This window comes from Cohnella boryungensis (genome assembly GCF_042651945.1).
GTDB lineage: Bacteria > Bacillota > Bacilli > Paenibacillales > Paenibacillaceae > Cohnella > Cohnella boryungensis.
In genome coordinates this window covers 201,592-226,198 of sequence record NZ_JBHSED010000013.1, presented here as the reverse complement: position 1 = coordinate 226,198, position 24,607 = coordinate 201,592, and the positions used below count along the sequence as shown (strand labels likewise).

Genomic DNA, 24,607 nt, shown 5'->3' with positions numbered 1-24,607 from the left:
GGGGCAGCCGTGAAATCGCGAAGCAAAACAAGGATCTGGATCTTCTTTCTGGTTGTCGCCTTCCTGCAGCTCTTCCCGCTGATCTGGCTGATTGATTTCTCGTTGAACAGCAGCGCGGACTTCTACTCCGAGCACATTCTGAAGTGGCCGAGCGATCCGCAGTGGCAAAATTACAAGAACGCATGGATTGACGGCAAATTTCTGAAATATTTCATGAACAGCCTCCTGGTTTCGGGGGTCACGATCGTGCTGACGGTCGTTCTGTCACTTACTCTGGCGTATGCTTTCACCCGTATGCAGTGGAGGTTTCGCTCGTTTTTCTTTGCGGTGATCCTGCTGGGCATTATGATTCCCATTCACGCCACGTTGCTTCCGAACTTCGCCATCTTCCGCTGGCTGGGCTTGACGGATTCCTACTGGGGGCTGATTCTGCCCTATACGGCCGTATCGGTGCCGCTGGGCACCTTCATCCTGACGGGCTTTCTGCGCAGCATTCCTAAAGCGATGGAGGAATCGGCGGTTATGGACGGCTGCAGCATCTATCGTATCGTCTTCACGATTATTGCGCCGCTCACGATGCCGGCTCTTGTGACTGTCGTCGTGACGACGTTCCTGAACTGTTGGAACGAATTCATTATGGCCTCAACCTTCCTGAGCAAGGACTCGCTCAAAACGCTGCCCTTCTCGGTGATGAACTTTGCCGGTCAATATTCCGCGGACTTCGGCTCTCAATTTGCCGTAATGGTCCTGACCTCGGTTCCGGCGATTATCATCTACGCGCTCTTCAACGAACAGATTACCAAAGGCGTAACGGCAGGGGCGGTCAAAGGATAATCTATAGCTATGGACTTGCATCGGTCCAATAAAAAAACCATAACGCAATTAGGATAGAGTCAAGGAGATGTCCTAATCTGCGCGATGGTTTTTTGGCGTTCAAACAGCCGTCACTGCTTGCTGCAAGGGGCGTAACGATAATCGTTCGTGCGGTCTGACCGGGCGGCGATGCTTAATGACTTGCCTGATTTGGAGAGCGTGTAACGAATGGTCGTATTCCCTTCGTCGCTTCCGGTCAGAACCGCGCGAACGCGAATCTCGCTGGCGCTTTGGTTGATAATCTGCAGCCTTACGACCTTGTACGGAACGGGGCCGGGATCGGCGACGATCTCGTACAATCGGCCTTTGTAGCTGATAGGCATGAGATTGCAGAGCATGATTTCGCTTAATCTGGGGCTCCAGCACCGACGGAAATAGGCGAGAATTTTCTCGCGGGTGCTGTAACGGAGCGGCAGTCTTCTGTACTCGTCTCCCTCGATGACGATGGCGGCGCCGTTGGACGAGGAGTCATAGACGGCCAGCCACTGGCTTTCTGCGGTGTTCAGGAACGTTGTAAGCTGGCGAACGGTATACGTCGCGGCGGCATTTTGCATTTCGGCATCCCCCCATTGCATGTTATGTACATGCTGCAGGTTGCGCGAGGGTGGTTGTCCGCCGGACAAGCGAGGAATCTGGCTCAGACGCTGTTCGGCTCGTCCGCTTCCCAGGGATTCAAGTGAATCATGACTTCGACCACATCCGGGTCGTAATCCATGATGAGCCGCTTCAGCTTGCGGCTGATGTCGTGTCCTTGCTGGATCGTGTAATGGTTCGGAATACCGACGCGAATATCCACGATGATGTAGTGGCCGTGCTCGCGGGCTCTAACCCGGTCGATTCTCTTGACGTCCATGTCCGTACGGAGCAAATTCTCGTAGTGGGCAAGCTTCTCCGGCGAGACGGTATGCTCCATCAGGATATCTACGGCTTCCCGGCCGATGTTATAGGCGAGCTTGAGGACCAGCAACGATACGATGAAGCCGGCGATCGGATCGCCGTAAGCGGCCCACTCCCAATCCAGCCGATGGCCCAGCAGACCGATCCCGATGCCGATAACGGCGGCCAGCGAGGCGTAGACGTCGGCAAGGTGATCGTAGGCGGTGGCGAGCACGCTTTTGCTGTTGACGGCTTTGCCGACTCTAATCGTATAGACGTAAAGCGCCTGCTTCCAAAGCAACGAGAGAACTGCCGCCCCGAGAGCCAGCCAGCTTTCTCCTCCTCCCGGGGGCTCGAACAAGGCCTGAACCGCTTGGCCGCCGATCCACAAAGCCGCCAGCGCGAGAATAACGGCGACGAAGGCGGAAGCGACGACCTCGGCTTTGCCGTGGCCGTATGGGTGGTCCCTGTCTGCGGGCTTGTTGGAGATCATGGAGGAGGTGAGTGCGGCTATTGTCGCAAGGATATCCCCCGCGTTATGCACGCCGTCCGCCAGCAGCACCGGGCTGGAGAAAAGGAGGCCGGCGGCGACCTTCACGACGGTCAAGATAATGTTGCTGATCAAGCTGATCCAAATTGCGATAATGCCGGAATGATGCCCGTTAGCCATAATGATTACTCCCTCTAACAATGTTTGCCCTGCGCAAAAATAAAAACAAGCTTCCGGCTCGCGGGCCGAAAGCTTGAATGGAGAAATTGGAATTGATGTCGAAGCGGAGCGAAAGCATGGTTGATATCGCCCTCCTGAATCACGAACTGATGCGGTTTATTTCTGCACTATCCTTTATTGTACCACACCTGGGCATAAGGGGCGAATGGAGCTGTAGCATCCGATACTCTGCCCCTCCCTCCCTCTCACATTACCCATAATGTAATGTATGTGTTAATTACACAAATAAAACTCCATTTTAATGTAACTATTATTGACATTGATATACCAAAGGAATATGATTACAATAAAAAACCGCCAGGGGAGGAGCTGCTGAGCATGGGAATCACGAACGAAACGCCGGCACCATCGCTTCCCTCCCGTTTCTACAACGAGATGTACGACGGGGCGCATGTGCGCTCGCATTACGGCAAAGTACACGAACAGCTCTCGCGAATGTCGGCCGAGGATCGAATCGCGCGGCAAGACAAAATGAACGGACGGCTTCTGGAGGAAGGGATCACGTTCACGCTGGCCGGGACTGAGCAGCCCGATGCGCTGGAGAGAACCATTCCATTCGATCTGATTCCGCGAATTATTCCCGCGGACGAATGGGAGCTGATCGAGCGGGGAACCAGGCAGCGGGTAAGGGCGCTCAATGCTTTCCTCGCCGACATCTACCATGAGCAATGCATTCTCAAGGATGGGCTGATTCCGCGTCGGATGGTCATGGGCAACCGATACTTCAGAACCGAGATGATGAGGCTTTCCGTTCCCGGAGGGGCGTATGTGACGGCTTCCGGCATCGATCTCATCCGGGATGAGAAGGGCGCTTATTACGTGCTGGAGGACAATCTTCGTTCTCCCTCGGGCTTCTCTTACGTGTTCAAGAGCCGCTCCATCATGACGCACGATTTTCCCGAGCTGATGTTTTCCTACCCGGTTCGGGGGATTGAACGTTTCTTGTCCGATTTCAAAGCCTCCTTGCGCAAGCTGTCGCCGACAGACAAAGCCGAGCCGGTCATCGCGCTGCTGACGCCGGGAAGCTACAATTCGGCGTATTTCGAGCATACGTTTCTCGCCCAGCAGCTAGGAATCGAACTGGTGGAAGGAAGAGACCTTGTCTGCCGCGACCACAAAATCTACATCCGCGGCTTGTCCGGCTACAAGAAGGTAGACGTGCTGTACCGACGGATCGACGACGACTTCCTCGATCCGCTTGCCTTCCGTCCCGATTCCCTGCTCGGCGTAGCCGGCCTCATGAACTCTTATCGTTATGGCAACATTACGATCGCGAACGCTCCCGGAACCGGGGTCGCGGATGACAAGGCGATCTACACGTTCGTTCCGGAGATGATTCGTTACTACCTGAACGAACGGCCGATTCTCAGCAACGTGCCGACTTTTCTGATGAGCCGCAGGGACGAGAGGGAGCATGTGCTCGGTCGGTTGGAGGAGATGGTGGTCAAGGAGACGTCGCTGTCCGGCGGATACGGGATGCTGGTCGGTCCTTCTTCGACAGAGGCGGAGCGGGAGAGGTTCGCTGCGAAGATTCGCGAGAATCCCGATAATTATATTGCGCAGCCTACGATCAAATTGTCGACTTCGCCGATCAGCCTGGATGGGCGCATGGCCCATAGGCATATTGACCTGCGGGTATTTGCCCTTGCCGACGGCGCCAACGTGCACGTTCTGCCCGGGGGCTTGACGAGAGTGGCGATGAAGGAAGGCTCTCTGGTGGTGAATTCTTCGCAAGGCGGAGGGGTTAAAGATACCTGGGTATTGGCTCGTTAAGACGGATATGCGAAATCAAGATTCGTGTCCATGAGGAGTGTGGCTCTATGCTGGATCGGATAGCGGAATGCTTGTTCTGGATAGGCAGGTATACGGAGCGGGCCGAAAATCACACGCGGCTGCTGGACGTCTATTACCATTTGCGCGAGGATGGGGGCGAAGAGGCGGAATCGACCTGGAAGCGAATTGCGGAGGCGATCGGCGACTGCGCGCTGTACGAAGAGAAGCACGAGGGCTACCGGGAGCGGGATGTTTTGTTTTTTCTGACGCTGGATGCGGACCAGCCGAATTCTATCCTTTCATGCGTGTCTCAGGCGCGGAACAATCTGAAGAAAATTCGCGAGCAGCTTCCGTCGGAGCTATGGAACTTGCTCAACGGCTTCTACCTGTGGCTCAGGGGAATGGAGATGGACGAGATTGCGCGGCAAGCGCCACATCACTTCTTCCGCCGCTTGAAGGAGGGGCTGGCGGCCTTTCAGGGAACGGCGGTATCGATCTCTCTTCGGGATGAGTCCTGGCATATGCTGGAGAGCGGGCGATATCTGGAGCGTTCCGAGAACGTTGTCCGCCTCCTCCGGTCCGTAGGAGGGATAGCGCCTGAGGAGCGTAAAGGCTCTTACGGCTATACAATGGCGCTGCTCAAGTCGGTCGGCGGATATGAAGCCTTCCGGCGGCTGGATCACGACGACTTGACGTTAGAGGGAGTATCGCGTTTTCTTGTCCTGCAGGAGGCTTTCCCCCGTTCGGCGCATTTTGCCTTGGCGGCCTTCGAGCGCCATCTGAAGGAAATCCGGCGCGAGTCGGGCAAGTCCGATTCGGCGCTTGAGCGGACGATCCGCCTCGCGGGCAAGGCGCGTTCGGAGCTGGGGTGGCTGGACCGCAACGATATTACGATGGAGTCTTTAAACGCCGTGCTGCAGCAGCTTCTGTCGACGAACAGGCAGCTTGGAGAAGCGGTGGCCAGCATCTTTTTTTCCCCTGGACGGGAGGTTACCGCATGAGGCTCGAAATCTGCCACGTCACCCGCTATCGTTACGACACGCCGGTGACGGACAGTGTCAATGAGATTCGCTTAACGCCGCGCACCGACGAGAGGCAAGCTTGCTATCAGCATCGGCTTGTCATCGAGCCGAATGTTCAAATGCAATCGTATGAAGATTATTTTGGCAACCGGGTTCACTCCTTCACGGCCAATGCGCCTCATGCGGAGCTGGTGATCACGGCTCACTCTACGGTTGTGACGAGGGATCGCGATGTGCTGTGGAAGGCGGCCTGGGGGGCGGAGGAATCCTGGCAGCGGCTCGGAAGCTTGGACTTTATCGACGCCAATGCGGAATATTTGCTCCCTACCGCATATTCGTCATTCCATCCCTCCGTCGCGGCTTACGCGAATGCTATTGAAGGGAAGGAAGAGGGCGTGTTCGGCTTCCTTCGCCACGCGGCAAGCGCGGTGTATCGGGATTTTCAATACAAGCCGCTGTCGACGGGCGTAAATACGACGGCGGAAGAGCTTCTGGAGATCGGCTCGGGCGTATGCCAGGATTTCGCCCATCTGCTCATCTCGATCTGCCGATTGCGCGGGGTCCCGGCGAGATATGTCAGCGGGTATCATTTCGTCGGCGATCTGCAGGGACGGGACGCGGACTTCGAGCAGGCCTCTCATGCGTGGGTGGAAGCTTACATTCCCGGCGTAGGCTGGCAGGGGATCGATCCGACCAACAACAATCTGATCGATTGGCGCTATGTGAAGCTTGGCCACGGACGGGACTATCCCGATATTGTGCCGGTTAAAGGCATCTACAGGGGAACCTCGGGGCAGAGGCTGCTGGTGACCGTAGACGTTCAATTGGCGGAGACGGGGTGAAGGAGGCGTTTTGATTGCTTCTCCTATGGTTTAATGTTCGTGAAATTGAGGGTAAATCTTAGTCAAAATCGTCTTTGTAGATATTTTTCTCGTGAAAAACGAATATTTGGGCGAATGCCCGATTGACTCGTTTGCCTAAATCGGGTAATGTACGAAGTGGATACGATCAGCTAATCTTCGATTCATCCATTCGTATATCCTCGGCAATATGGGCTGAGGGTCTCTACCAGGAACCATGAATTCCTGACTACGAAGGATGTGGGATACCCACACCCTTTGCTGGTCGGGATTTTTTTGCGCCTATCAGAAAGTATAAGATGCTGACCTCCTTTATACTCATCTGATAGCGCGATACAAAACGTATGCCGCCGTACCCAAGGACGGCGAAGCCGTTTTTACTTGGTGCCTATCGATCTTGGGGGTCGAAGGGCGCCGGGAGGAGATGCGGGAATGAACAGGTACGATGTCATTGTAGTAGGCGCTGGCCCGACGGGAATATTCGCATGTTACGAGTTAACGAGAGTCGCTCCGCAGCTTAAAGTGCTTCTCGTGGATAAGGGGCATGACATTCAACGGCGACGGTGTCCGATTCTTGAAAACAAAATCGAGCTGTGCCCTCCGCCGGCGGGGAAAAAAGAGTATGCCGGCTGCCTGCCGGCTTGCTCGATTACGGCGGGCTTTGGAGGGGCGGGGGCGTACAGCGACGGCAAATTCAATATTACGACAGAGTTCGGAGGCTGGCTGACGGATTATTTGCCGCCGTCGCGCGTGCTGGAGCTTATCCGTTATGTCGACGGGATCAATCTGGAGCACGGGGCTGCGCCCGGCTTGACCGATCCGACGACCGATACGGTTCGGGAAATCGAGCGTAAAGGGTACGCGGCGGGCCTGAAGCTGCTGCGGGCCCAGGTTCGGCATCTGGGAACCGAGCAGAACCTGGAGATATTAAAGTCGATTAACGCTTATCTGCAAGGCCGAGTCGAGATGAGGTTCAAGACGGAGGTCGCGGACCTGCTGACCGTAAAGACGGAAGGCGGATATCGCGCGAGCGGGATTCTGCTGAAGGACGGCGAGGAGATCGGTGCGGATGCAGTGGTGATCGCTCCGGGGAGGGACGGTTCAGGCTGGCTGTCCGAGGTGCTGAGGCGGCGGCGTCTGGGGATGGCGAATAACCAGGTGGATGTCGGCGTCCGCGTAGAGACGTCGGATGTCGTCATGCGCGAGATCAACGAGCATCTATACGAAGGCAAATTCGTGTTCAACACTTCGGTCGGCACCCGGGTTCGGACATTCTGCAGCAACCCGTCGGGGCACGTTGTGGTGGAAAACCACAGCGGAGTGATGGCCGCCAACGGCCATGCGTTCAAGGATCCGAAACTGGGCTCGGCCAATACGAACTTTGCGCTGCTCGTTTCCCACAAATTCACGGAGCCCTTCGACAAGCCGAACGAATACGCCCGCGAGATCTGCAAGCGGGCGAACGATCTGTCGGGCGGCGGCGTAATCGTCCAGAAGTTCGGGGATATTCTGCGCGGCAGGAGATCGACGGTCGGCCGCATTGGGGAGGGTTTTATCGAGCCGACCCTGCAAGAGGCGGTTCCGGGCGATCTGGGGCTTGTTCTGCCGTATAATACGATGAAGAGTCTGATCGAGATGGTGCATGCGCTGGACAAGGTGACGCCCGGCATCGCTTCGGAGCATACGCTGTTTTACGGAGTGGAGGCGAAGTTTTATTCGGCGCGTCCGAAGCTGAACGAGTCGCTGGAGACGGAGATTGCCGGTCTCTATTGCGGAGGCGACGGCGCCGGCGTAACGCGCGGGCTGGCGCAGGCCGGGGCGGCGGGCGTATGGATGGCGCGGGCGATCTCGCAACGGCAGAGCCGGTAGCGCCTGAAGGGGCGCGCCGGACCCGAGGGAGGAGCGAATTCCTGCGACCCTCCCTACGGTTGGAGGTCTTACATCAGCGATACGTAAGTCAGCGCCGATAGCAGCACGGAGGCGATGAGCATGGCTGCGAACGGACGGCCTGCGCGGCTGCGGAATTCGCGCAGGTTTACGTTAAGACCTAATCCCGCCATCGCCATGCCGAGCAGAAGCGTCGTAATGCCGGCCAACTCTTCAGTTATTTCGGCAGGATGAGCAACCAGGGCCGGAAGCGCGTAGCTGCCGAACAGACTGGCGGCAATGAAGCCGAGTAGAAACCACGGGAACGGGAAGGGAGTCCGTTCGGCCGGGGAGCTGTCCGGCGCGCGGCGGCGGCGAAGCTTGCCGAGGGCGAGGATTCCCAGACACACCGGGACAAGCAGGGCGACCCTGCACAGCTTGGCGAGCAGGCCTTCGGCCAATGCCTCCGATCCGGCGGGGGCGGCGGCCATTGCGACGTGGGCGATCTCATGCAGCGTAAGTCCGGACCAAGCGCCGTAGACTGCAGGGTCCAAGGGAAGCAAGGGCAGGGCGAGCGTGTAGAAGGCAGCGAATACGGTTCCGATCAGGGCGATCAGTCCTGCGCTGAATGCCGTGTCGTCATCCCTCGACCGCAATAGCGGAGCTACTGCGGCGATGGCCGCCGCCCCGCATATCGCGGTTCCTGCCGCCAGCAGCACGATTAATTTGCGATCGGCGCGAAGGAGGCGGCCCAGCGCCATGACCGCCGCCAGCGAGAAGAGGACGGTCGCGCCGCTCCGCAGCAGCAGCGGCAAACCGGCTTCCAGCAGCTGGGCGATATTCAGCCTGAGGCCGAATAAGACGATCGCCAAGCGAAGCAGGGTGCCGGAGGAGAAGCGAACGCCTTCGCTCGCTGTCGAGGGATATCCGAAGCGGTGGCGATAGACGGCGGCAAGCAGCAGCGTGCAGGCGAGAGGGCCGAGCTTCGTCAACCCGGGCAGCAGCGAGATTCCCCAGCCCGCGAGGGCCAGAGTCAGCGTCAGCGCAATCCCCGTGCCCAGCGAGGGGCTAGGAGCGGGGAAGGCGTGACGTCGGAAGAATGGGATAGACATGCTGACCGTTCACCTCCATAACGGATAAGTTAGATTCAGCATAAATCCGTGCATGAAATAAGTGAAATTAATTATTATAATATTTATAATAAGTTTTAACTTATGAATGGGGTGGACGGCCTTGGATCAAGCGCTTATGGTATTCGTCGCAGTTGCCGAGTTGAGGAATTTCTCCCGGGCCGCCGAGCGGCTGCATATGACACAGCCTGCGGTCAGCCAGCATGTCCGGGCACTGGAGGATAGGCTTAAGGCGCGGCTGCTGGAGCGCAGCAACAAGTCGGTAGCCTTGACCAAGGCGGGGGAAATCGTGCTGCATCATGCGAGGGAAATCGGCGGGCTGTATCGGCATATGGAAGAGATGGTCGATGAGCTCATGAGGTACGCGGGAGGGCCGATAGCCATCGGGGCGAGCTATACGTTCGGGGAATACGTTCTTCCGCTTACGCTGGCCAGCCTGCATGAGGAGTTTCCCGATATCCGGCCGAATGTGACTATCGGCAACACGGCGGATATCGCTGAGAAGGTGCGCAACCGAGTCTTGGACGTCGGGATCGTGGAAGGGGAGGAGATCGGTCCGGGGCTTTCCGTTGAGAGGCTTGCCGAGGATGAAATGCATATTGCGGCGGGCGCGGGACATCCTCTTGCCGGAATGGTCCGCATCTCCCCGGACCTGCTGGAGCGGCAGGCGTGGTTGGTCCGCGAACGGGGCTCCGGCACGCGGGCGGCTGCGGACAGCCTGTTCGAAGCCCTCGGCATTCAGCCGGGGCGACTGATCGAGCTGGGCAGCACGCAGTCGATCAAAGAAACGATAGAAGCCGGGCTCGGGGTCTCTCTGCTGTCGCACTGGGCGCTTCGCAAAGAGCTCGGGCTCGGCTCCTTAAGGCTGCTGGGCGTGGAAGGCCTGCCGTTCAAGCGCAGCTTTCAAATTTTGCTGCGGCGAGGCGAGCTGAGAACCCGAACGATAATCGCGTTCCTGGATACTCTGCGCCACGCCACCGCAGCCGCGCTTAAGGATCAGCGCTCGGGGATGTCTTATTCGGACTGAGAGATTTTGCGGAAGGCCTCCAGAAATTGCGCGGAGGGGTATGCGCCGGACAAAGCGTATTTGTCGTTGACGACAAAGAACGGAACGCCGGAGATGCCCATGGCCTTGGCTGCGGCGAAATCCTGCTCGACGGCTTGAACGCCTTCTCCGTTATCCAGAAGGCGGCGAGCCTCTTCGGCGTCGAGTCCGAGCTCGGCCGCGATCTCCAGCAGCACATCGAGCTTGGCGATATCCCGGCCGTCCTCGAAATACGCCTTCATGACCGCTTCGATCCAATGCGCTTCGTCTTCCTGGGGCAGCAGCGCCGTTATCCGGTGGGCGAGCACCGTGTTCGGCATGCGCTCCACCTTGTCGAAGTTAAACGTAACTTCAACCGCCGCGCCGGCATCCGTTACCCGCTGGAGCATCGGGCGCAATCGCTCGGCTCCGCCCATTTTTTTCTCCATGACGCTGTTGAAGGGCAGGCCGTCGGGAGGGAGAGTGGGGTCGAGCTGGTAGGCGTGATAGCTTACCTCGACGGTTTGTCCGCTCTGCTCGCGCCAGGCGTCGATCGCATCGTTCATGTTTTTCTTGCCGATTCGGCACCAGGGACATACCATATCCGAATAAACGTCTATCTTCATCTTGAACACCTCTTGGTATGGAATGAGTTTGTTTCTTTAGTATGGCAGACGGCTTTGGCGGATTCAATGTGCGGCTGGCGCCGGATCGTGATAGAATAGCAAGCATACGAGCGACAAGGGGCGGCGGACAATTTGAAATGGACGATCGATTCGAAGGTTGAACTGTTGAACGGGGTGGAGATGCCTCGGCTGGGCCTGGGCGTATGGCGCGCCAAGGACGGCGAGGAAACGGAAAATGCGGTGCTTGCCGCGTTGGAGGCGGGGTACAGGGGGATCGACACGGCTTCCTTGTACGACAATGAACGCAGCGTGGGACGAGCCTTGAAGGCGTCCGGAGTGGCTCGCGACTCCGTATTCGTGACCACAAAGGTTTGGAACAACGAGCAGGGCTACGCCGAGACGATCGCGGCCTTTCGAAGAAGCCTCGAACGGCTGGACATGGACTATGCGGATTTGTATTTGGTTCATTGGCCTGTGGTGGGCAAATACAAGGATACCTATCGGGCGATTGAAGACCTGTATGAGCAAGGGCTGATCAGGGCAATCGGAGTAAGCAACTTCAACATTCACCACCTTGAGGATTTGATGGGGAGCTGCCGTATCAAGCCGATGGTCAATCAGGTGGAGATGCACCCGCTGCATACGCAGAAGAAGCTCTTTGCCTTCTGCCGAAAGGAAGGCATCCAGCTGCAGTCCTGGAGGCCGTTGATGCAAGGGAGGCTGGAGCTTCCGCTGATCGGAGAGCTGGCCGTCAAGTACGGCAAAACGCCGGCCCAGATTATCATTCGCTGGCATCTGCAGATCGGGGCGATCACCATACCGAAGTCCTCGAAGGGGCAGCGCATACGCGAAAATGCCGACGTATTCGATTTCGAGCTGGCCCCGGAAGATGTCGTCGCGATTGACGGACTGAACGAAAACCGCCGTTTCGGCGCGGACCCGGATCATATCGATTTCTAGGCGCAGAGCGCCAGCGGGCCGCAATCGCGGCGAGGGATAGAAGGATTGCCGCTTAGAGATAATACGAAGGGGAAGTCTCTTGACACCTCCAACTGTAACTGTTATCATTACAGTAACCGGGGAGGATATAGCCATGAACAGTGAATTCATTATAGCTGTCCACAGTCTTGTCCTACTGGCGCATCGTCCCGACGGCATGGCTTCCAGCGAAGAAATCGCGACTAACGTCTGCACGAATCCGGTGCGGGTGCGCAAGGTGATGAGCTGTTTGCGCCGAAACGGCATCGTGGACACAAGGGAAGGCTCGGGCGGCGGATATCGGCTATCCCGGGAACCGGACGGAATGACGTTGGCCGAGGTTTATCGCGCGCTCGCCGCAGGCTCCCTGGCTCCGAATTGGTGCAGCGGGGATCCGGAGTCGGACTGTCTGGTCGGCTCGAATATGAGCGATGTGATGAACGACGTTTTCTGCGGCGCGGATCGGCAGCTTGAAGCTTATCTGGATTCGATCACCATCGGACAGATGCTGGAGCGGTTAACCGCCAAGGCAAGGGCTTAGCGGCCGGAGGGCTGCCGCCGAAGCGGGATTTGATTTGGGATGGAGCGGGTAATTCAGAATGCCCGATCATCATATGGTGTTATCCAATCATTCTCTAAGGATAGGAGAGATGTGTCATGGCAGTAGCGATTACAAAAGACAATTTTACGGAGAACGTCGCGCAAGGCGTATCCTTGCTTGATTTCTGGGCCCCATGGTGCGGTCCTTGCAAAATGCAGCTTCCGATCGTTGAGGAGCTGTCCGACGAGTTGAAAGGCACGGCGACGATTGCGAAGGTTAATGTCGACGAAGAGCCGGAGCTGGCCAGCCAATTCGGCGTCATGAGCATTCCAACGTTGATTCTGTTTAAGGACGGTCAGCCTGTAGATAAGCTCGTTGGCCTGCAAAGCAAAGAATCGTTGAAAGCAAAGATCCAAAACCACCTGTAAGCCGGGTGCCTGAACGCCGCTAGCCCTTGTTAAATCCGGGGGCTGCGGCGTTTTTTGATGCCTCCTTGCGGAAACGCGAAGAAGGTGGTATGATCACTTCTGACCGAATGACCAATATTGAAATTTGGTCAATTTAGCAGACGGGAGCATGGAGATATGGCTGTCGATCGAAGAAAGCAGATTGTGGAAGCCGCGTCCCAATCGTTCGCCTTGTTCGGCTACAAGGCAACTACAATGGATCAGGTTGCCAAGTTGGCCAATGTCGGGAAAGGAACGATCTACACCTTCTTCTCGAATAAGGAGGAGCTGTTTGACGAGATCATGAGCGGCTTGATCCGGGAGGTCAGGCAAATTGCAGATGCCGAGTATGACGAGTACCAGCCGTTCTTCGACAATCTGAGCCGGGTGCTGCGCCGGATTCTCGATTATCGCGACAAACACCAGCTGGCTGTCAAAATGGCTCACGAGGTTCGCGATATGGGAACGGCAAAAGCGCTGGAGGGCTTGCAGAAGCTGGAGGCGGCGATTTTGTCTTACATTCAGGCGAGAATTCAGGTTGCCGTGGATAAGGGACAATTAAAGCATTGCAATCCGGAAGTTACGGCCTTTGTCATGCTTAAGCTGTATGTGGCGTTGGCTTCCGATTGGCAGCAGTTTCATGAGGCGCTGCCGAAGGAGAAGATTGCGGAGCTGTTCGAGCTTTATTTGTTGCATGGCTTGGCTGCGGAGTAAGAGAGCTTGCGTGCTGCGGGCCAAGGCGCTCCGCTTTTCTTTTTTGCCCAAAATGACTAAATGACCAAAATGGTCAAAATAATAAGGGGTGTGCTCGAAATGAAAGGATTAAAGCAATTTGCGAAAGAGATGTCGGCGATCGGGCGCAACCCGAAGCTGTTGATTCCCGTAATCGGTATTCTGATGATTCCCATCATGTACAGCGGAACCTTCCTCAGCGCGTTCTGGGACCCCTACGGACATATGGATCGGCTTCCCGTGGCCGTCGTCAACTCGGACCGGGGAGCGGTCTATGAGGGCCGGACGCTGCATATCGGCCAGGATTTCGTGGAACAGCTCCGTGCAAACCAAACCTTCGATTACCGCTTCGTCGATCATTCGGAGGCGGAAGCGGGACTGAAGGCGAATCGGTATTATATGTCCATCGAGATTCCCGAGAGCTTCTCCGAGCATGCGGCGACGTTGACCTCCGATCAGCCTTCGCCCGCGGAAATATGGTTTAAGCCGAACGAAAGCTCGAACTTCCTGGCTTCCCAGATTGGAAGCAATGCGGTAGAGAAGATGAAAACCGAGCTTGGCAGGGAAGTGACGAAAGCTTATACCCGGACGATGTTCGAGCAAATTCATACGCTGTCGGATGGCTTGGGCGAGGCGAGCGAGGGCGCGAGCGAGATTGCCCAAGGCACGAGCAGCGCCAAGGACGGAGCTGCCCGAATCGAGCGTAATCTGAGTCAACTGGCTGAAGGTTCGGTAACGCTGAAGAACGGGGTCGCGAAGCTGGCAGAGGGCGGCTCGAAGCTCGTGCACGGAGCGTCCGAATTGAAGCGCGGCGGCAGCGCGCTTGCGGAAGGGCTGAGCAAGCTTGCCGAAGCAGGAAAGCCGCTCGAAGCGGGCGCTCTGATGACGAAGCAAGGATCGTCGGATTTGACTGCGGGCTTGAAGCAGTCCGTTGAAGGCGCGGAGAGACTGAGCACGGGGGCGCATACGGTCGCAGTCGGCTTGAAGCAGTATGCCCAGGCTCATCCCGAGCTTGAAGCCGACGAAAGCTGGCAGCAGCTTCTGGCCGCCAGTCAGCAGGTGGCGGCGGGCGCGGATGAGGCCAAGAAGGGTCAGAGCAAGCTTGCGGATGGAGCGGCAAGGCTGAGCGAAGGGACGGCGCGGCTGGCCGACGGTCTTCGCCAGTTCGATTCGCAGGTGAATACGGCGGCGGACGGAGCGGCTTCGGCGGCGGACGGGGCGGACCGATTGTATAGAGGCGCCTCGCGGCTGCAAGAAGGGCTAACCGGCTTATCGGGTGGCGTGGAACGGCTGGCGGACGGCTCCGCGCAATTGGATCAGGGCGCACGGCAGATCACGAACGGGCTGATCAAGCTGACGAACGGTACCGGCGAGCTGTCGGGCAAGCTTGAGGAAGCGGCGGCGTCAACCGGGGGCATTGGCGGAGATGAGCGGCTGGTAGACATGTTCTCGAATCCGGTTCAGCTTCATGTCGAGAAGACAAGCGACGTTCCCAATTACGGTACGGGCTTCGCTCCCTATTTCATATCTCTGGGATTGTTCGTAGGGGCGCTGCTCTTGACGGTGGTCTATACGGTGAAGGAGCCTCTGCACGAGCCAGCCGGCGCTTGGAGCTGGTTCGTCGGGAAGCTGCTGACGATGGCGGCAATCGGGCTGGGACAAGCCGTTATCGCGGACGTTATTCTGCTCTATGGGGTCGGGCTTGAGGTGGAAAGCGTTCCTCTATTTTTCCTGTTCAGTGCCGTGACCAGCATCACCTTCATGGCGATCATTCAATTTCTGGTCGCTTCGATGAAGAATCCGGGGCGGTTCCTGGCGATCATCCTGCTGATTTTCCAGCTCACCAGCTCGGGGGGCACCTTCCCGCTGGAGATGATTCCGGGCGGACTGCAGAAGGTGAGCGAATGGCTGCCTATGACTCACGCTATCTCCGGATTCAGGGCGGTTATTTCCAACGGAGATTACGCCGTGCTGCAGCACAACGCCGGTTTGCTGCTCCTCTACTTCGCGGCGTTCGCGCTGCTCTCGTTCGGCTATTACGCGATCGCCTATCGCAGGGAATACCGTTCCACAGACAGGGGGGATCAGCCGCAAACGGCTTAAAACGACAAAGGGTTATGACTCGGGGCAACTAACTGCGTCCGGGACATAACCCTTTTGTCTATTGGCCTTAAATCGTCCATTGGCCGTGTACGATTCCGGCAAGCTTCCACTCTTCTCCGGATGGAACAAAGACGAGCACAAGGCTTTGCCAGTCCATTCCGTCGAGTTCCTCGTCGAAGCCGGGAAAGTGAAGCTCGACGTAAGAGGCGTTCGGGTACACGCTGGGAACATTGAATTCGGAATTGCCGGTGCCGATGACCTGGTTAACGCTGACGTCGGGCGCATCGGCAAAATCCTTGTTGTACACAAACTTCTCGTAATAATCGCGGAACGAAAGCTCGATCGGCTCTCCGCTGCCGTCAGCCGTGCCCCAAATCCGTTTTTCCTTGTCCTTGAAGGTCGGAAAATCGTCCGGCTTGAACACAAGATCGCTGTCGGTGTTGACATGAGAGTACGGGGAGAAGCGCAGGCCCTGCTCGGGATCCACCAAGGTCACCAGGGAAGCGAGGTCTCTTTCCCGCAAATAACCGATCGTTTCCCGCGCGAGCTCTTTTAGAGTGCTTTGCTGGTCGTTGGCCAGCTCTGCAGTCGGAGTTCCCGAGGGGCTCTCTCCGCTTGAAGGAGCGGGCGCCTCCTTGCCGGCGCCGCCAGTAGACGGGGTTCCGAGGGACGCAGGAGCAGACGAGAAAATATTCGGAGCTTCAGTTGCTTCATTCTTATTGGAATCGGCTCCGCATCCAGCCAATAGGACAGCGAGAAGGGCCGCGGCCAGCAACGGGTAAATTTTACGCATGGTCTTCTTCCTCCTTGCAGTCAAGTATTAAGTTAGACGCAGAAATGACCGAGATGTTCCGATGGAAAATGCTGTTTTATTTGCGGGGCGTCGCCCAATCGGGCCGGTGAAAGAAGGGAAAAGGCCGATTATAGGAGGGTGCATTCCACGCGCGGGAGAGCGCGGGTGCTTTCGGCTTTCTCTGGTTAAGCTACAGGGAGGAAATAGCGCCAAGCAGGAGCTCGGCTTCGAGAATGAGCCCCCTGAAGCCAGGGGGCTGAAGTGCAGAAGAGCTGAGGGCGATTGGCCGATTATCCGAAGAGCATGCTTCTTAGTCCGTCTCCTTCTTGGCGGATGGCACCGGAGCGACGGATTTGGTATTCTCCAGCGTGTCGTTGACGAAGGCCATATCTTGATGGGGGGCTTTCATATGTGTCGTGCCTTTGTAATTGCCGCGACGCGATTTATTTTCCATGGATATCCCTCCTTCCTCGTCGTCATTGTGCGCATTCCATAACCGTGTTATCCAGATAAGGAGGTCGTTGGTGTTGATGAAGGGAAGGTCGGCAGTGTGTCGAGCTCTAGGGTATATCGGGCTTGCCGGCGTATTGGTCGTCACCGCTTGTTCAAGCAAACAAGCGCAGCCAGCCCCGGCGTTAGAGAAATCGGCCGCGCCGCTCCAATCGTCGGCTGACGAATGGCTGGCCCGGGCAGAGGCGGCGGCCAAGAAGATGACGCGATACAGCTTCGAACTGCGGATGGATCAGCATCTGGGGCCGGATGGGGACAAGGCGCGCACGAACGTTCTGGTCGACATGACGGGCCGAGTGGAGCGTGAGCCGTTCCGGCTGGATCAGACGATAGACAGCGATATCGACGGAGAGAAGTCGAAGCTGCGGACCATCCTTACGCCGGAGGCTTATTATATGTATCTGCCCGAGTATGAGGAATGGAGCAAGCTCTCCAAGCAAGTGTCCGCCGAGAACCGGGCGACGCTGTCGGAGTTTCAGGCAGATCCGGAGCGCGCAATCGAACGGATTCGCGGGCTTGCTCCGAATCTTGAAGCCCGGCGCAACGGGGCGGAAATCGTGGTGGGCTATGAAGGGACCGGACCGGCGGCCAAGCCTTTTGTCGCAGGCATGCTGCGAAGCACGCTTGGATTGACGGAGTCGGAAGGGGAGATTGCGGCCAAGCTTGAGGTGGAGAAGCTGAGCGTAGTTTACCGGATAGACGCCGAACGCGACTGGCCGCTGGCTTACCGAATCGAAACGAAGCTGGCGATCGAGCTTGAGCCTGGACAGAAGTCCCCAATCGTCCAAACGGTGTCGGGCAGCTACGGCAAGCCGAACGCAACATCGCCTATCGCGGTGCCCGATGAAGCGTTGAGGGCGCCGGACCCGGACGAGCTTGGCGAGCAGTTGGAGCTGAACGAGTAAGCGGGAGGGGCGAGCGCCGGGATTAGCCGGAGGCTTCGGTCGGAATGCGGAGGTTGGCGGTGGACGTTCATGCGCAGTTCCGCTATAATGGCGTGAGAATGGAACAGCTTGACGATTGGCTTCGCGCTATGGCGAAGGGCGGTCGCAAGAAGTCAGGAGTGTTAAGATCATGGCACTGTCGTGCGGAATTGTCGGCCTTCCGAACGTAGGGAAGTCGACCTTGTTTAATGCAATTACCCAAGCGGGAGCGGAGATGGCGAATTATCCGTTCTGCACCATCGATCCGAATGTCGGAGTTGTCGAAGTGCCGGATGTGCGCATGGATAAGCTGGCCGAGATCGTCAATCCGAATCGGATCGTCCCTACGGCCTTCGAATTCGTCGATATTGCCGGTCTGGTCAAAGGCGCAAGCCGGGGAGAAGGGCTGGGCAACAAATTCCTGGGCAATATCCGCGAGGTTGACGCGATCGTTCACGTCGTTCGCTGCTTTCAGGATGAGAACATCACGCACGTCTCGGGCAAGATCGATCCGATCGGCGACATCGAGGTCATTAACCTGGAGCTGATCTTAACGGATATCGATTCCGTAGAGAAGCGTATGGAACGCACGCGCAAAGGACTGAAAGGCGGGGACAAAAAGGTCGCCGAGGAAATGGAGGTTCTGGAGCGCCTGCACGCAACCTTGACGGCGGAGAAGCCGGCGAGAAGTCTTGAGCTTACGCCGGAGGAGGCGAGACTCGTTCGCGACCTCCATCTTCTGACGATGAAGCCGGTGCTGTACGCGACCAATGTCGGCGAGAGCGATGCGGCCAATGCCGACGGCAATCCGTACGTGCAGAAGGTGCGCGAGTTCGCGGCGGCAGAAGGCTCGGAAGTCGTTCATATCAGCGCTAAGGTGGAATCCGAGATCGCCGAGCTTGAGGGCGAGGACAAGGAAATGTTTCTGGAGGAGCTGGGCCTGACCGAATCGGGACTTAATCGCCTGATTCGCGCGTCTTACAAACTGCTTGGACTGTTCACTTATTTTACGGCGGGCGTTCAAGAGGTTCGGGCCTGGACCATTCGCAAAGGAACGAAAGCTCCCCAAGCGGCGGGAGTCATTCATACGGACTTTGAGCGCGGATTTATCCGGGCAGAGGTTGTCGCATATGAGGATCTGGTCGGCAACGGTTCGATGAAGGCGGCCAAGGAAAAAGGTCTTGTTCGTCTGGAGGGCAAAGAATACGTCGTTGCGGACGGAGACGTCATGCACTTCTTGTTCAACGTATAAGCTCGATATAGAAGAAGCAGCTTGAGGGATAGCGGTTCCCTCCGGCTGCTTTTTTGCCGTTTTGGACCAAGTTAATTTTTTCTCATGTAACCTTTTTGAAGCTGGCTGCGTCAATGAGGCTGATAGCAAGTCATACCTGGTCTGATATCTAATACATTGCGGCATATGCCGAAGGGAGAAATGAATATGCAGAAAAAATTGTTGGTCGTGCTGACGGCCGTGGGGCTTCTGGGCACAGGCGCCGCTGTCGGAGCCAGCGGAGTCGTGAGCAAAGTAACGGGAATCTGGCATAAGGATATCACCGTATCGGTCAATGGCCAGAGCACGTCGCTGACGCCGGTCTATATTAACGGCAAAGCCTACCTGCCTGCGCGCGATGCGGCGGCCGAGCTTGGCTATACGTTGAACTGGAACGCGAAAGGCAAAGAAATTCAAATCAACGCGAAGGAGGCACAGGAGGCCGAGCTTGCCAGAATGCTGGGCGTCGTCGTTGACGTGAAGCCTACGGATAAGGCGGGGCAATACCGCGTCGAGCTGCTCGGCTACGGAGATCAGCGCTGGATGATTCTTACAGTGGATAAGGATACGGAGCTTTCCGATGAGAGCGGCAAGGCGATCGCCGCCGCCGATCTGAAAGCCGGAAGCAGAATCATGGCGGAATTCGGGCCGATGATCACGATGAGCTTCCCGGGACAATCCCATGCTCATAAGATCGTCTTTAGCAGCGAATCGCTTGTGAAGGAGGATGTCATCCAGTCGATCGAAAAAACGGAGGACGGCTGGCAAGTCAAATTCGGCGAAACGAAGGACGGAAAGTCCGTCACGACGCTGGTGCTGAACGCGGGCAAGGAAACGAGCGTCATGACGGCGCAGGGCGAGTCCGTTCCCTTCGCAGACCTGAAGGCCGGCGACCATGTGCGTGCCTACTACGGCCCGCATCTGCAAGAAAGTCTTCCTCCGAAAGGTCCGCTTCACTTCCTCGTCGTGCTGTCGGATAAGGCACAGCTTGCCCCGGCGACAATCGAGGAATATCGGGAGCTGGCGTGGAAGCACGTCCCTGCCGGCGAGAAGTCGCACTTGATTACGAAGAAGGAAGAGGCGGCCGTAGAGGAGGTCGATTCCGCTAACATAGGATTGATGGCTTCCACGGAGGCCCAGAAGAAAAAGCTGCAAGAGATCCAGGCCGCGAACGGCAAGCTGGTACAGGTGACCTACAGTACGGATCAAGACGCTCTGCTCGGTCCCTTGTCGATGCTGTTTACTACGGACACCAAAGAGCTTCTGGGCTTCATGCCCCGGAAGTAGACGTCAATATTGAGAATAGACGAAGACGGCCCCGCTTGGGGTCGTCTTCGTCTTTGGCGACAGGGGTCCGCACGAAACGTCCATCGTGTGTTATAATAGGGATTAACGAAAACACTGATGGTTAACGGAGGATGAGGAACAGTGCTGGACCGTCTGCAAATATTGGCGGAACGATACGAGAAGCTTAACGAATTGTTGAGCGATCCCGACGTGGTAAACGATTCGACGCGGCTCAGAACGTACGCGAAGGAGCAAGCCGGCCTTGAGGAGGCTTACCGCGCATACGAAGAATATAAGCAAGTGCTTGTCCAGCTGCAGGATGCGAAGGCGATGCAGGATGACAAGCTGGACGAGGAAATGCGCGAGATGGTGAAGCTGGAGATCGAGGAGCTGGATGCCCGGCGCTCCGAGCTGGAAGAAAATATCCGCGTGCTGCTGCTGCCTAAGGACCCTAATGACGGCAAGGACATTATCGTGGAAATTCGCGGCGCGGCCGGCGGGGAAGAGGCGAATCTGTTCGCTTCGGAGCTGTACCGGATGTATGCGAAGTTTGCGGACAGCCAGGGCTGGCGCACGGAAATGCTGGAAGCCAGCGTAAGCGATCTGGGCGGCTTCAAGGAAGTTATCTTCTCGATCAGCGGGCCGGAAGCCTATCGCAAAATGAAGTACGAGAGCGGCGCCCATCGCGTGCAACGGGTTCCCGAGACGGAATCCGGCGGCCGGATTCATACGTCGACGTCTACCGTTGTCGTTATGCCTGAAGCCGAAGAGCTGGACATTGTCATTCACGACAAGGATATTCGCGTAGATACGTTCTGCTCCAGCGGCGCGGGCGGTCAATCCGTCAATACGACGAAATCGGCGGTTCGCGTGACTCATGTGCCGACGGGCATCGTGGCTACCTGTCAGGACGGCAAGTCGCAGAACGATAACAAGGATAAGGCACTTCAGGTGCTGCGGACAAGAATTATGGACGTCAAGCGGCAGGAAGAGGAAGCCAAGTATTCGGGCGAGCGCAGGGAGAAAATCGGGACCGGGGACCGCAGCGAGCGGATTCGCACTTACAATTTCCCGCAGAGCCGGGTAACCGACCACCGGATCGGCCTAACTCTTCATCGCTTGGATTATGTGCTGAACGGAGATATGGAAGAGATCGTTCAAGCGCTGACGCTGGCCGAGCAGGCCGATATTCTTGAACGCGAACAGATGAGGCAATAATGGAGGACTTGGCGTGAGTGTAGAACGTGAGACCGGCGTCGGCTCGCTGGGCGAGCTTTGGCGCCGGGGAGCGGCGCAATTGCGGCAAGCCGGGGTGGAGGAAGCGAACGCGGATGCGGAGCTTCTTCTTCTTTATTTGCTTGGCATCGGCAAGTCGGCTCTGCTTCGCGATTGGCGCGAGGCCTTTCCTGCGGGCAAGTCGGAGGACTGGCAGGCGCTGCTGGCGCGACGGGCGTCGGGCATCCCGGTGCAGTACGTTATCGGGGAGCAATACTTCTATGGCCGAGCCTTCAAGGTGACGGAAGCCGTGCTTATCCCGCGCCCGGAAACGGAGCTGCTGGCGGAGGCGGTGCTGGAGGCTGCGGATCGCATATGGCCGGGAAGCGGCAACTCTGCGCCGGTCGTGCTGGACGTCGGAACCGGTAGCGGCGCGCTTGCGGTTACCCTCGCGGCGGAACGGCCTGATTGGCAGGTGGTCGCTTCCGATCTGTCGGACGAGGCGCTTCAAGTGGCTCGAAGCAATGCCCAGAGTCACGGGGCGGACGCCCGAATAGCTTTCATTCAAGGAGATCTGCTGTCGCCCTTCCTGCGGGGATCAAGCCATGAGCTTGCCGTCGACGTGCTTGTATCCAATCCGCCCTACATTCCCTCGGCGGACATTCCCGGTCTGCAGCGAGAGGTGCGGGACCACGAGCCCCGGCTTGCGCTTGACGGCGGAGACGACGGCTTAGATCCGTACCGGGCGATGGCGGGACAATTGCCGCTGCTCCCCCGGCTGCCGCGTATTGTCGCATGGGAGGTTGGAGCGGGGCAAGCCCCGGAAGCGGCGGAGCTGCTGCGAGCTGTTGCCGACTGGGGAGACGTGCGCTTCGTGAAGGATTATGCAGGCATAGACCGCCACGTCGTAGCTGTAAAGTAAGAAGGCGACAGCCTGACCGCACCTTCCTTCGGGAGAGGGGCGGTTTTTTCTATTTCTGCGGGAATTTTCTATCAGACGATTCATGGAAATGAATAGAGAAGGTTTATAGATTTGAAATCCGGACATAATGAGGCTAAGACGTTCCGGAACGCATAGCGCTGCACCGACGGGTGCGACAAGGAGCGGGAACTATGCGTATGAGCCCTTTTCTTCATTTATCCTTTTGCCGTCTGATTGCCAAAGCCATGATTATTGCCATTCTATCGGGGTTTATCCTGATCTCGCTAAGCGGACGTTACGTCAATGCCAGCGCCGGAGAGCCTATCCCTGAGGATGCGATCCGGATACGAATTATCGCGAATTCCGACAGCGCCGAGGATCAAGCCGTGAAAAATAAAGTACGCGCCCAGATCGCCGCGTATATTCGGACATGGGGAGGCATGCCGGAGACGCATGACGAAGCGTACGAGCTGATCGAGTCCCGTCTGCCCCGAATTCAGAGACTAGTCGATAAGAAGCTGAATGAGCTCAAAGCGCCTTACGAAGGAGTTGCAGAGCTGGGCGTCGTGCCGTTCCCGGAAAAGTCCTTCGAGGATGCGGTGTACGAGGCAGGGAACTACGAAGCGCTTCGCATTACTCTCGGAGACGGATCGGGCGCGAACTGGTGGTGCGTGCTGTTTCCGCCGCTGTGCCTGACCGCTGCCACCGCGAAGGAAGACAAGGCTTCGGGGAACGCCGTGAAGTCTGCGTCCTCAGCCGAAGCCTCCGGCACGCAGGCAGGTGCGGAGGAAGCGCCGAAAGCGAAGTTTTTTTTGTGGGAGCTGCTCCAGCAGCTATTCTCCTTCATCGCTTCCTTGTTCTCTTAATCGATATGCTATAATAGCAACAAAACAAGGCTTTGCAGGGACAAGGCAATCGATAAGGATGAACGAACGATGAGATGCGATACGAAATACTGGCCGGCGGAGCAAGCGCGGACCCAGATCGAGGAAGCCGCCGCGGCTCTGGCCGCAGGCGGCGTTGTTGCTTTCCCGACAGAGACCGTATACGGTCTGGGCGGGGATGCGAGAAGCACGGAGGCGGTGCAGCGGATCTTCGCGGCCAAGGGCCGTCCGTCCGACAACCCGCTTATCGTTCATCTGGCGCGAAGCGAAGATATCGGGGCGTTGGCCCGGGAAGTCAACGACGTAGAGTCGGCGTTGATGAAGGCCTTCTGGCCGGGCCCGCTGACGCTGGTGGTTCCGGTGCGGGAGGGTGCGGTATCGCCGCTGGTTACGGCCGGGTTGGATACGGTAGCCGTAAGGGTCCCGGGCCACGAGTTGGCGAGGGAACTAATTGAGCGTTCGGGCTGCCCCATTGCCGCGCCCAGCGCCAACCGCTCCGGCCGCCCGAGCCCGACATGCGCCGCGCATGTCAGGGAAGATCTTGATGGACGGATAGACGGCGTGCTGGACGGCGGAGCGACAGGGGTCGGCCTGGAGTCTACAGTGGTTCGCGTGCGGGGCAGGGAGATTTTTATTTTGCGGCCGGGAGGCATTACGGAGGAGCAGCTGCGCCGCGCGGTCAAGGAGATCGGGGCGAGTGTGGCGCAGTCGGAGTCTTCGGAGGCGACGGAAGCTAGCGCAGGAACAGAGGCGACGGGCGGGGCGGATGCCCCCCGTTCCCCCGGAGTCAAATATACCCATTATGCTCCCAGAGGAGAGATGGTGCTTGTCACCGGGGAGGCTGCTCCAATGCTCTCCGCCGTTCAGGAGCTGATACGGGACGCAAGCCTGGCCGGGAAACGGGTCGCGGTTCTCGCGTGCTCCGAGCATGCTGCCTTCTATCGGGCCACTGCCGTATTCGATTGCGGACCGCGAAGCGAACCGGAATCTGCGGCTCGTTCCTTGTACGCGATGTTGCGACGATGCGACGAGCTCGATATGGCCTATATCGTCGCTGAGGGCTATCCGGAAGCCGGAATCGGCGCGGCGCTCATGAATCGTTTGCGCAAGGCGGCCGGCGGGCGGGAAATGATCGCGCGCGGTTAGGGCCGGCAAGACCCCCTTTGCATGAACCCCTCCTTGTCCGCATATGCTGGAAGAGGAAAAAGGCAGATGTCGCGCAT

At 57.6% G+C, this 24,607-nt stretch carries 24 protein-coding genes and 1 riboswitch; of the genes, 18 read left to right on the top strand and 6 right to left on the bottom strand.

The genetic code is table 11. From position 1 onward, the window contains the following. The first annotated feature begins 9 nt into the window (after nucleotides 1–9). Nucleotides 10–834: a carbohydrate ABC transporter permease gene (locus ACFO1S_RS08795; protein WP_204602731.1), complete on the top strand. Its 825-nt coding sequence runs from the start codon at nucleotides 10–12 to the stop codon at nucleotides 832–834. A 110-nt stretch (nucleotides 835–944) separates the two neighbouring features. Here ACFO1S_RS08795 and ACFO1S_RS08790 read toward each other — a convergent pair whose 3' ends face one another. Both ACFO1S_RS08790 and ACFO1S_RS08785 read right to left on the bottom strand, forming a co-directional pair. Beyond that, nucleotides 945–1,427, bottom strand: coding sequence for a DL-endopeptidase inhibitor IseA family protein (locus ACFO1S_RS08790; RefSeq protein ID WP_204602732.1), 483 nt, complete (start codon nucleotides 1,425–1,427; stop codon nucleotides 945–947). A gap of 83 nt (nucleotides 1,428–1,510) precedes the next feature. Further along, nucleotides 1,511–2,419, bottom strand: a complete 909-nt coding sequence (locus ACFO1S_RS08785) for a cation diffusion facilitator family transporter (RefSeq protein ID WP_204602733.1) — start codon at nucleotides 2,417–2,419, stop codon at nucleotides 1,511–1,513. A gap of 378 nt (nucleotides 2,420–2,797) precedes the next feature. Here ACFO1S_RS08785 and ACFO1S_RS08780 point away from each other — a divergent pair, with 378 nt between their 5' ends. From ACFO1S_RS08780 to ACFO1S_RS08765, 4 genes are all read left to right on the top strand, one after another. After that, nucleotides 2,798–4,252, top strand: coding sequence for a circularly permuted type 2 ATP-grasp protein (locus ACFO1S_RS08780; RefSeq protein WP_204602734.1), 1,455 nt, complete (start codon nucleotides 2,798–2,800; stop codon nucleotides 4,250–4,252). A gap of 47 nt (nucleotides 4,253–4,299) precedes the next feature. Beyond that, on the top strand, nucleotides 4,300–5,253 hold the full coding sequence (locus ACFO1S_RS08775; protein WP_204602735.1) for an alpha-E domain-containing protein: 954 nt from the start codon (nucleotides 4,300–4,302) through the stop codon (nucleotides 5,251–5,253). Next, a complete protein-coding gene (locus tag ACFO1S_RS08770; protein ID WP_204602736.1) occupies nucleotides 5,250–6,116 on the top strand; it encodes a transglutaminase family protein in 867 nt (288 codons plus the stop codon). Before ACFO1S_RS08775 ends, ACFO1S_RS08770 begins: the two co-directional genes overlap by 4 nt. Before the next feature lie 170 nt (nucleotides 6,117–6,286). Further along, nucleotides 6,287–6,386, top strand: a riboswitch (purine riboswitch). A gap of 180 nt (nucleotides 6,387–6,566) precedes the next feature. Then, a complete protein-coding gene (locus tag ACFO1S_RS08765; protein WP_204602737.1) occupies nucleotides 6,567–8,003 on the top strand; it encodes an NAD(P)/FAD-dependent oxidoreductase in 1,437 nt (478 codons plus the stop codon). A gap of 68 nt (nucleotides 8,004–8,071) precedes the next feature. Here the strand turns inward: ACFO1S_RS08765 and ACFO1S_RS08760 are convergent, their stop codons facing one another. Beyond that, nucleotides 8,072–9,112: a YeiH family protein gene (locus ACFO1S_RS08760; protein WP_204602738.1), complete on the bottom strand. Its 1,041-nt coding sequence runs from the start codon at nucleotides 9,110–9,112 to the stop codon at nucleotides 8,072–8,074. Nucleotides 9,113–9,233: 121 nt separating this feature from the next. On the opposite strand from ACFO1S_RS08760, the gene ACFO1S_RS08755 reads away from it, so the two are divergent. Further along, nucleotides 9,234–10,157, top strand: a complete 924-nt coding sequence (locus ACFO1S_RS08755) for a LysR family transcriptional regulator (RefSeq protein ID WP_204602739.1) — start codon at nucleotides 9,234–9,236, stop codon at nucleotides 10,155–10,157. Here ACFO1S_RS08755 and ACFO1S_RS08750 read toward each other — a convergent pair. Then, nucleotides 10,145–10,780, bottom strand: a complete 636-nt coding sequence (locus ACFO1S_RS08750; protein ID WP_204602740.1) for a DsbA family oxidoreductase — start codon at nucleotides 10,778–10,780, stop codon at nucleotides 10,145–10,147. The two genes, ACFO1S_RS08755 and ACFO1S_RS08750, sit on opposite strands and share 13 nt — an antisense overlap. Nucleotides 10,781–10,960: 180 nt before the next feature. On the opposite strand from ACFO1S_RS08750, the gene ACFO1S_RS08745 reads away from it, so the two are divergent. From ACFO1S_RS08745 to ACFO1S_RS08725, 5 genes are all read left to right on the top strand, one after another. Next, a complete protein-coding gene (locus tag ACFO1S_RS08745; RefSeq protein WP_204602912.1) occupies nucleotides 10,961–11,740 on the top strand; it encodes an aldo/keto reductase in 780 nt (259 codons plus the stop codon). Between the two features lie 133 nt (nucleotides 11,741–11,873). Then, nucleotides 11,874–12,299: an RrF2 family transcriptional regulator gene (locus tag ACFO1S_RS08740; protein WP_204602741.1), complete on the top strand. Its 426-nt coding sequence runs from the start codon at nucleotides 11,874–11,876 to the stop codon at nucleotides 12,297–12,299. 116 nt (nucleotides 12,300–12,415) lie between these two features. Continuing rightward, nucleotides 12,416–12,727 (top strand): thioredoxin, encoded by a 312-nt coding sequence (gene trxA / locus ACFO1S_RS08735; protein ID WP_204602742.1) that lies wholly within the window; start codon nucleotides 12,416–12,418, stop codon nucleotides 12,725–12,727. Between the two features lie 156 nt (nucleotides 12,728–12,883). Next, the gene (locus ACFO1S_RS08730) at nucleotides 12,884–13,459 is read left to right on the top strand and encodes a TetR/AcrR family transcriptional regulator (RefSeq protein WP_204602743.1); all 576 of its coding nucleotides are present in this window, start codon (nucleotides 12,884–12,886) and stop codon (nucleotides 13,457–13,459) included. A gap of 99 nt (nucleotides 13,460–13,558) precedes the next feature. After that, nucleotides 13,559–15,580, top strand: coding sequence for a YhgE/Pip family protein (locus ACFO1S_RS08725; protein WP_204602744.1), 2,022 nt, complete (start codon nucleotides 13,559–13,561; stop codon nucleotides 15,578–15,580). Nucleotides 15,581–15,647: 67 nt separating this feature from the next. Here ACFO1S_RS08725 and ACFO1S_RS08720 read toward each other — a convergent pair whose 3' ends face one another. After that, nucleotides 15,648–16,373 (bottom strand): hypothetical protein, encoded by a 726-nt coding sequence (locus ACFO1S_RS08720; RefSeq protein ID WP_204602745.1) that lies wholly within the window; start codon nucleotides 16,371–16,373, stop codon nucleotides 15,648–15,650. A 310-nt stretch (nucleotides 16,374–16,683) separates the two neighbouring features. Next, entirely contained in the window at nucleotides 16,684–16,827 is a 144-nt protein-coding gene (locus tag ACFO1S_RS08715) for a hypothetical protein (protein ID WP_204602746.1), read from the bottom strand. Nucleotides 16,828–16,903: 76 nt separating this feature from the next. On the opposite strand from ACFO1S_RS08715, the gene ACFO1S_RS08710 reads away from it, so the two are divergent. The 7 genes from ACFO1S_RS08710 to ACFO1S_RS08680 all read left to right on the top strand — a co-directional run bounded on the left by ACFO1S_RS08710 (nucleotide 16,904) and on the right by ACFO1S_RS08680 (nucleotide 24,530). Beyond that, complete coding sequence (locus tag ACFO1S_RS08710; protein WP_378126665.1) at nucleotides 16,904–17,788, top strand: DUF6612 family protein; 885 nt, start codon at nucleotides 16,904–16,906, stop codon at nucleotides 17,786–17,788. Nucleotides 17,789–17,957: 169 nt separating this feature from the next. After that, nucleotides 17,958–19,058, top strand: coding sequence for a redox-regulated ATPase YchF (ychF, locus tag ACFO1S_RS08705; RefSeq protein ID WP_204602748.1), 1,101 nt, complete (start codon nucleotides 17,958–17,960; stop codon nucleotides 19,056–19,058). A gap of 186 nt (nucleotides 19,059–19,244) precedes the next feature. Continuing rightward, nucleotides 19,245–20,363 (top strand): stalk domain-containing protein, encoded by a 1,119-nt coding sequence (locus ACFO1S_RS08700; protein ID WP_204602749.1) that lies wholly within the window; start codon nucleotides 19,245–19,247, stop codon nucleotides 20,361–20,363. A 141-nt stretch (nucleotides 20,364–20,504) separates the two neighbouring features. Next, the gene (gene prfA, locus ACFO1S_RS08695; RefSeq protein WP_204602750.1) at nucleotides 20,505–21,581 is read left to right on the top strand and encodes a peptide chain release factor 1; all 1,077 of its coding nucleotides are present in this window, start codon (nucleotides 20,505–20,507) and stop codon (nucleotides 21,579–21,581) included. Nucleotides 21,582–21,594: 13 nt separating this feature from the next. Next, complete coding sequence (gene prmC, locus ACFO1S_RS08690) at nucleotides 21,595–22,500, top strand: peptide chain release factor N(5)-glutamine methyltransferase (protein ID WP_204602751.1); 906 nt, start codon at nucleotides 21,595–21,597, stop codon at nucleotides 22,498–22,500. Between the two features lie 191 nt (nucleotides 22,501–22,691). Further along, entirely contained in the window at nucleotides 22,692–23,366 is a 675-nt protein-coding gene (locus ACFO1S_RS08685) for a stage II sporulation protein R (RefSeq protein ID WP_204602752.1), read from the top strand. A 69-nt stretch (nucleotides 23,367–23,435) separates the two neighbouring features. Next, nucleotides 23,436–24,530 (top strand): L-threonylcarbamoyladenylate synthase, encoded by a 1,095-nt coding sequence (locus ACFO1S_RS08680; RefSeq protein ID WP_204602753.1) that lies wholly within the window; start codon nucleotides 23,436–23,438, stop codon nucleotides 24,528–24,530. The last annotated feature ends 77 nt before the right edge of the window (nucleotides 24,531–24,607 follow it).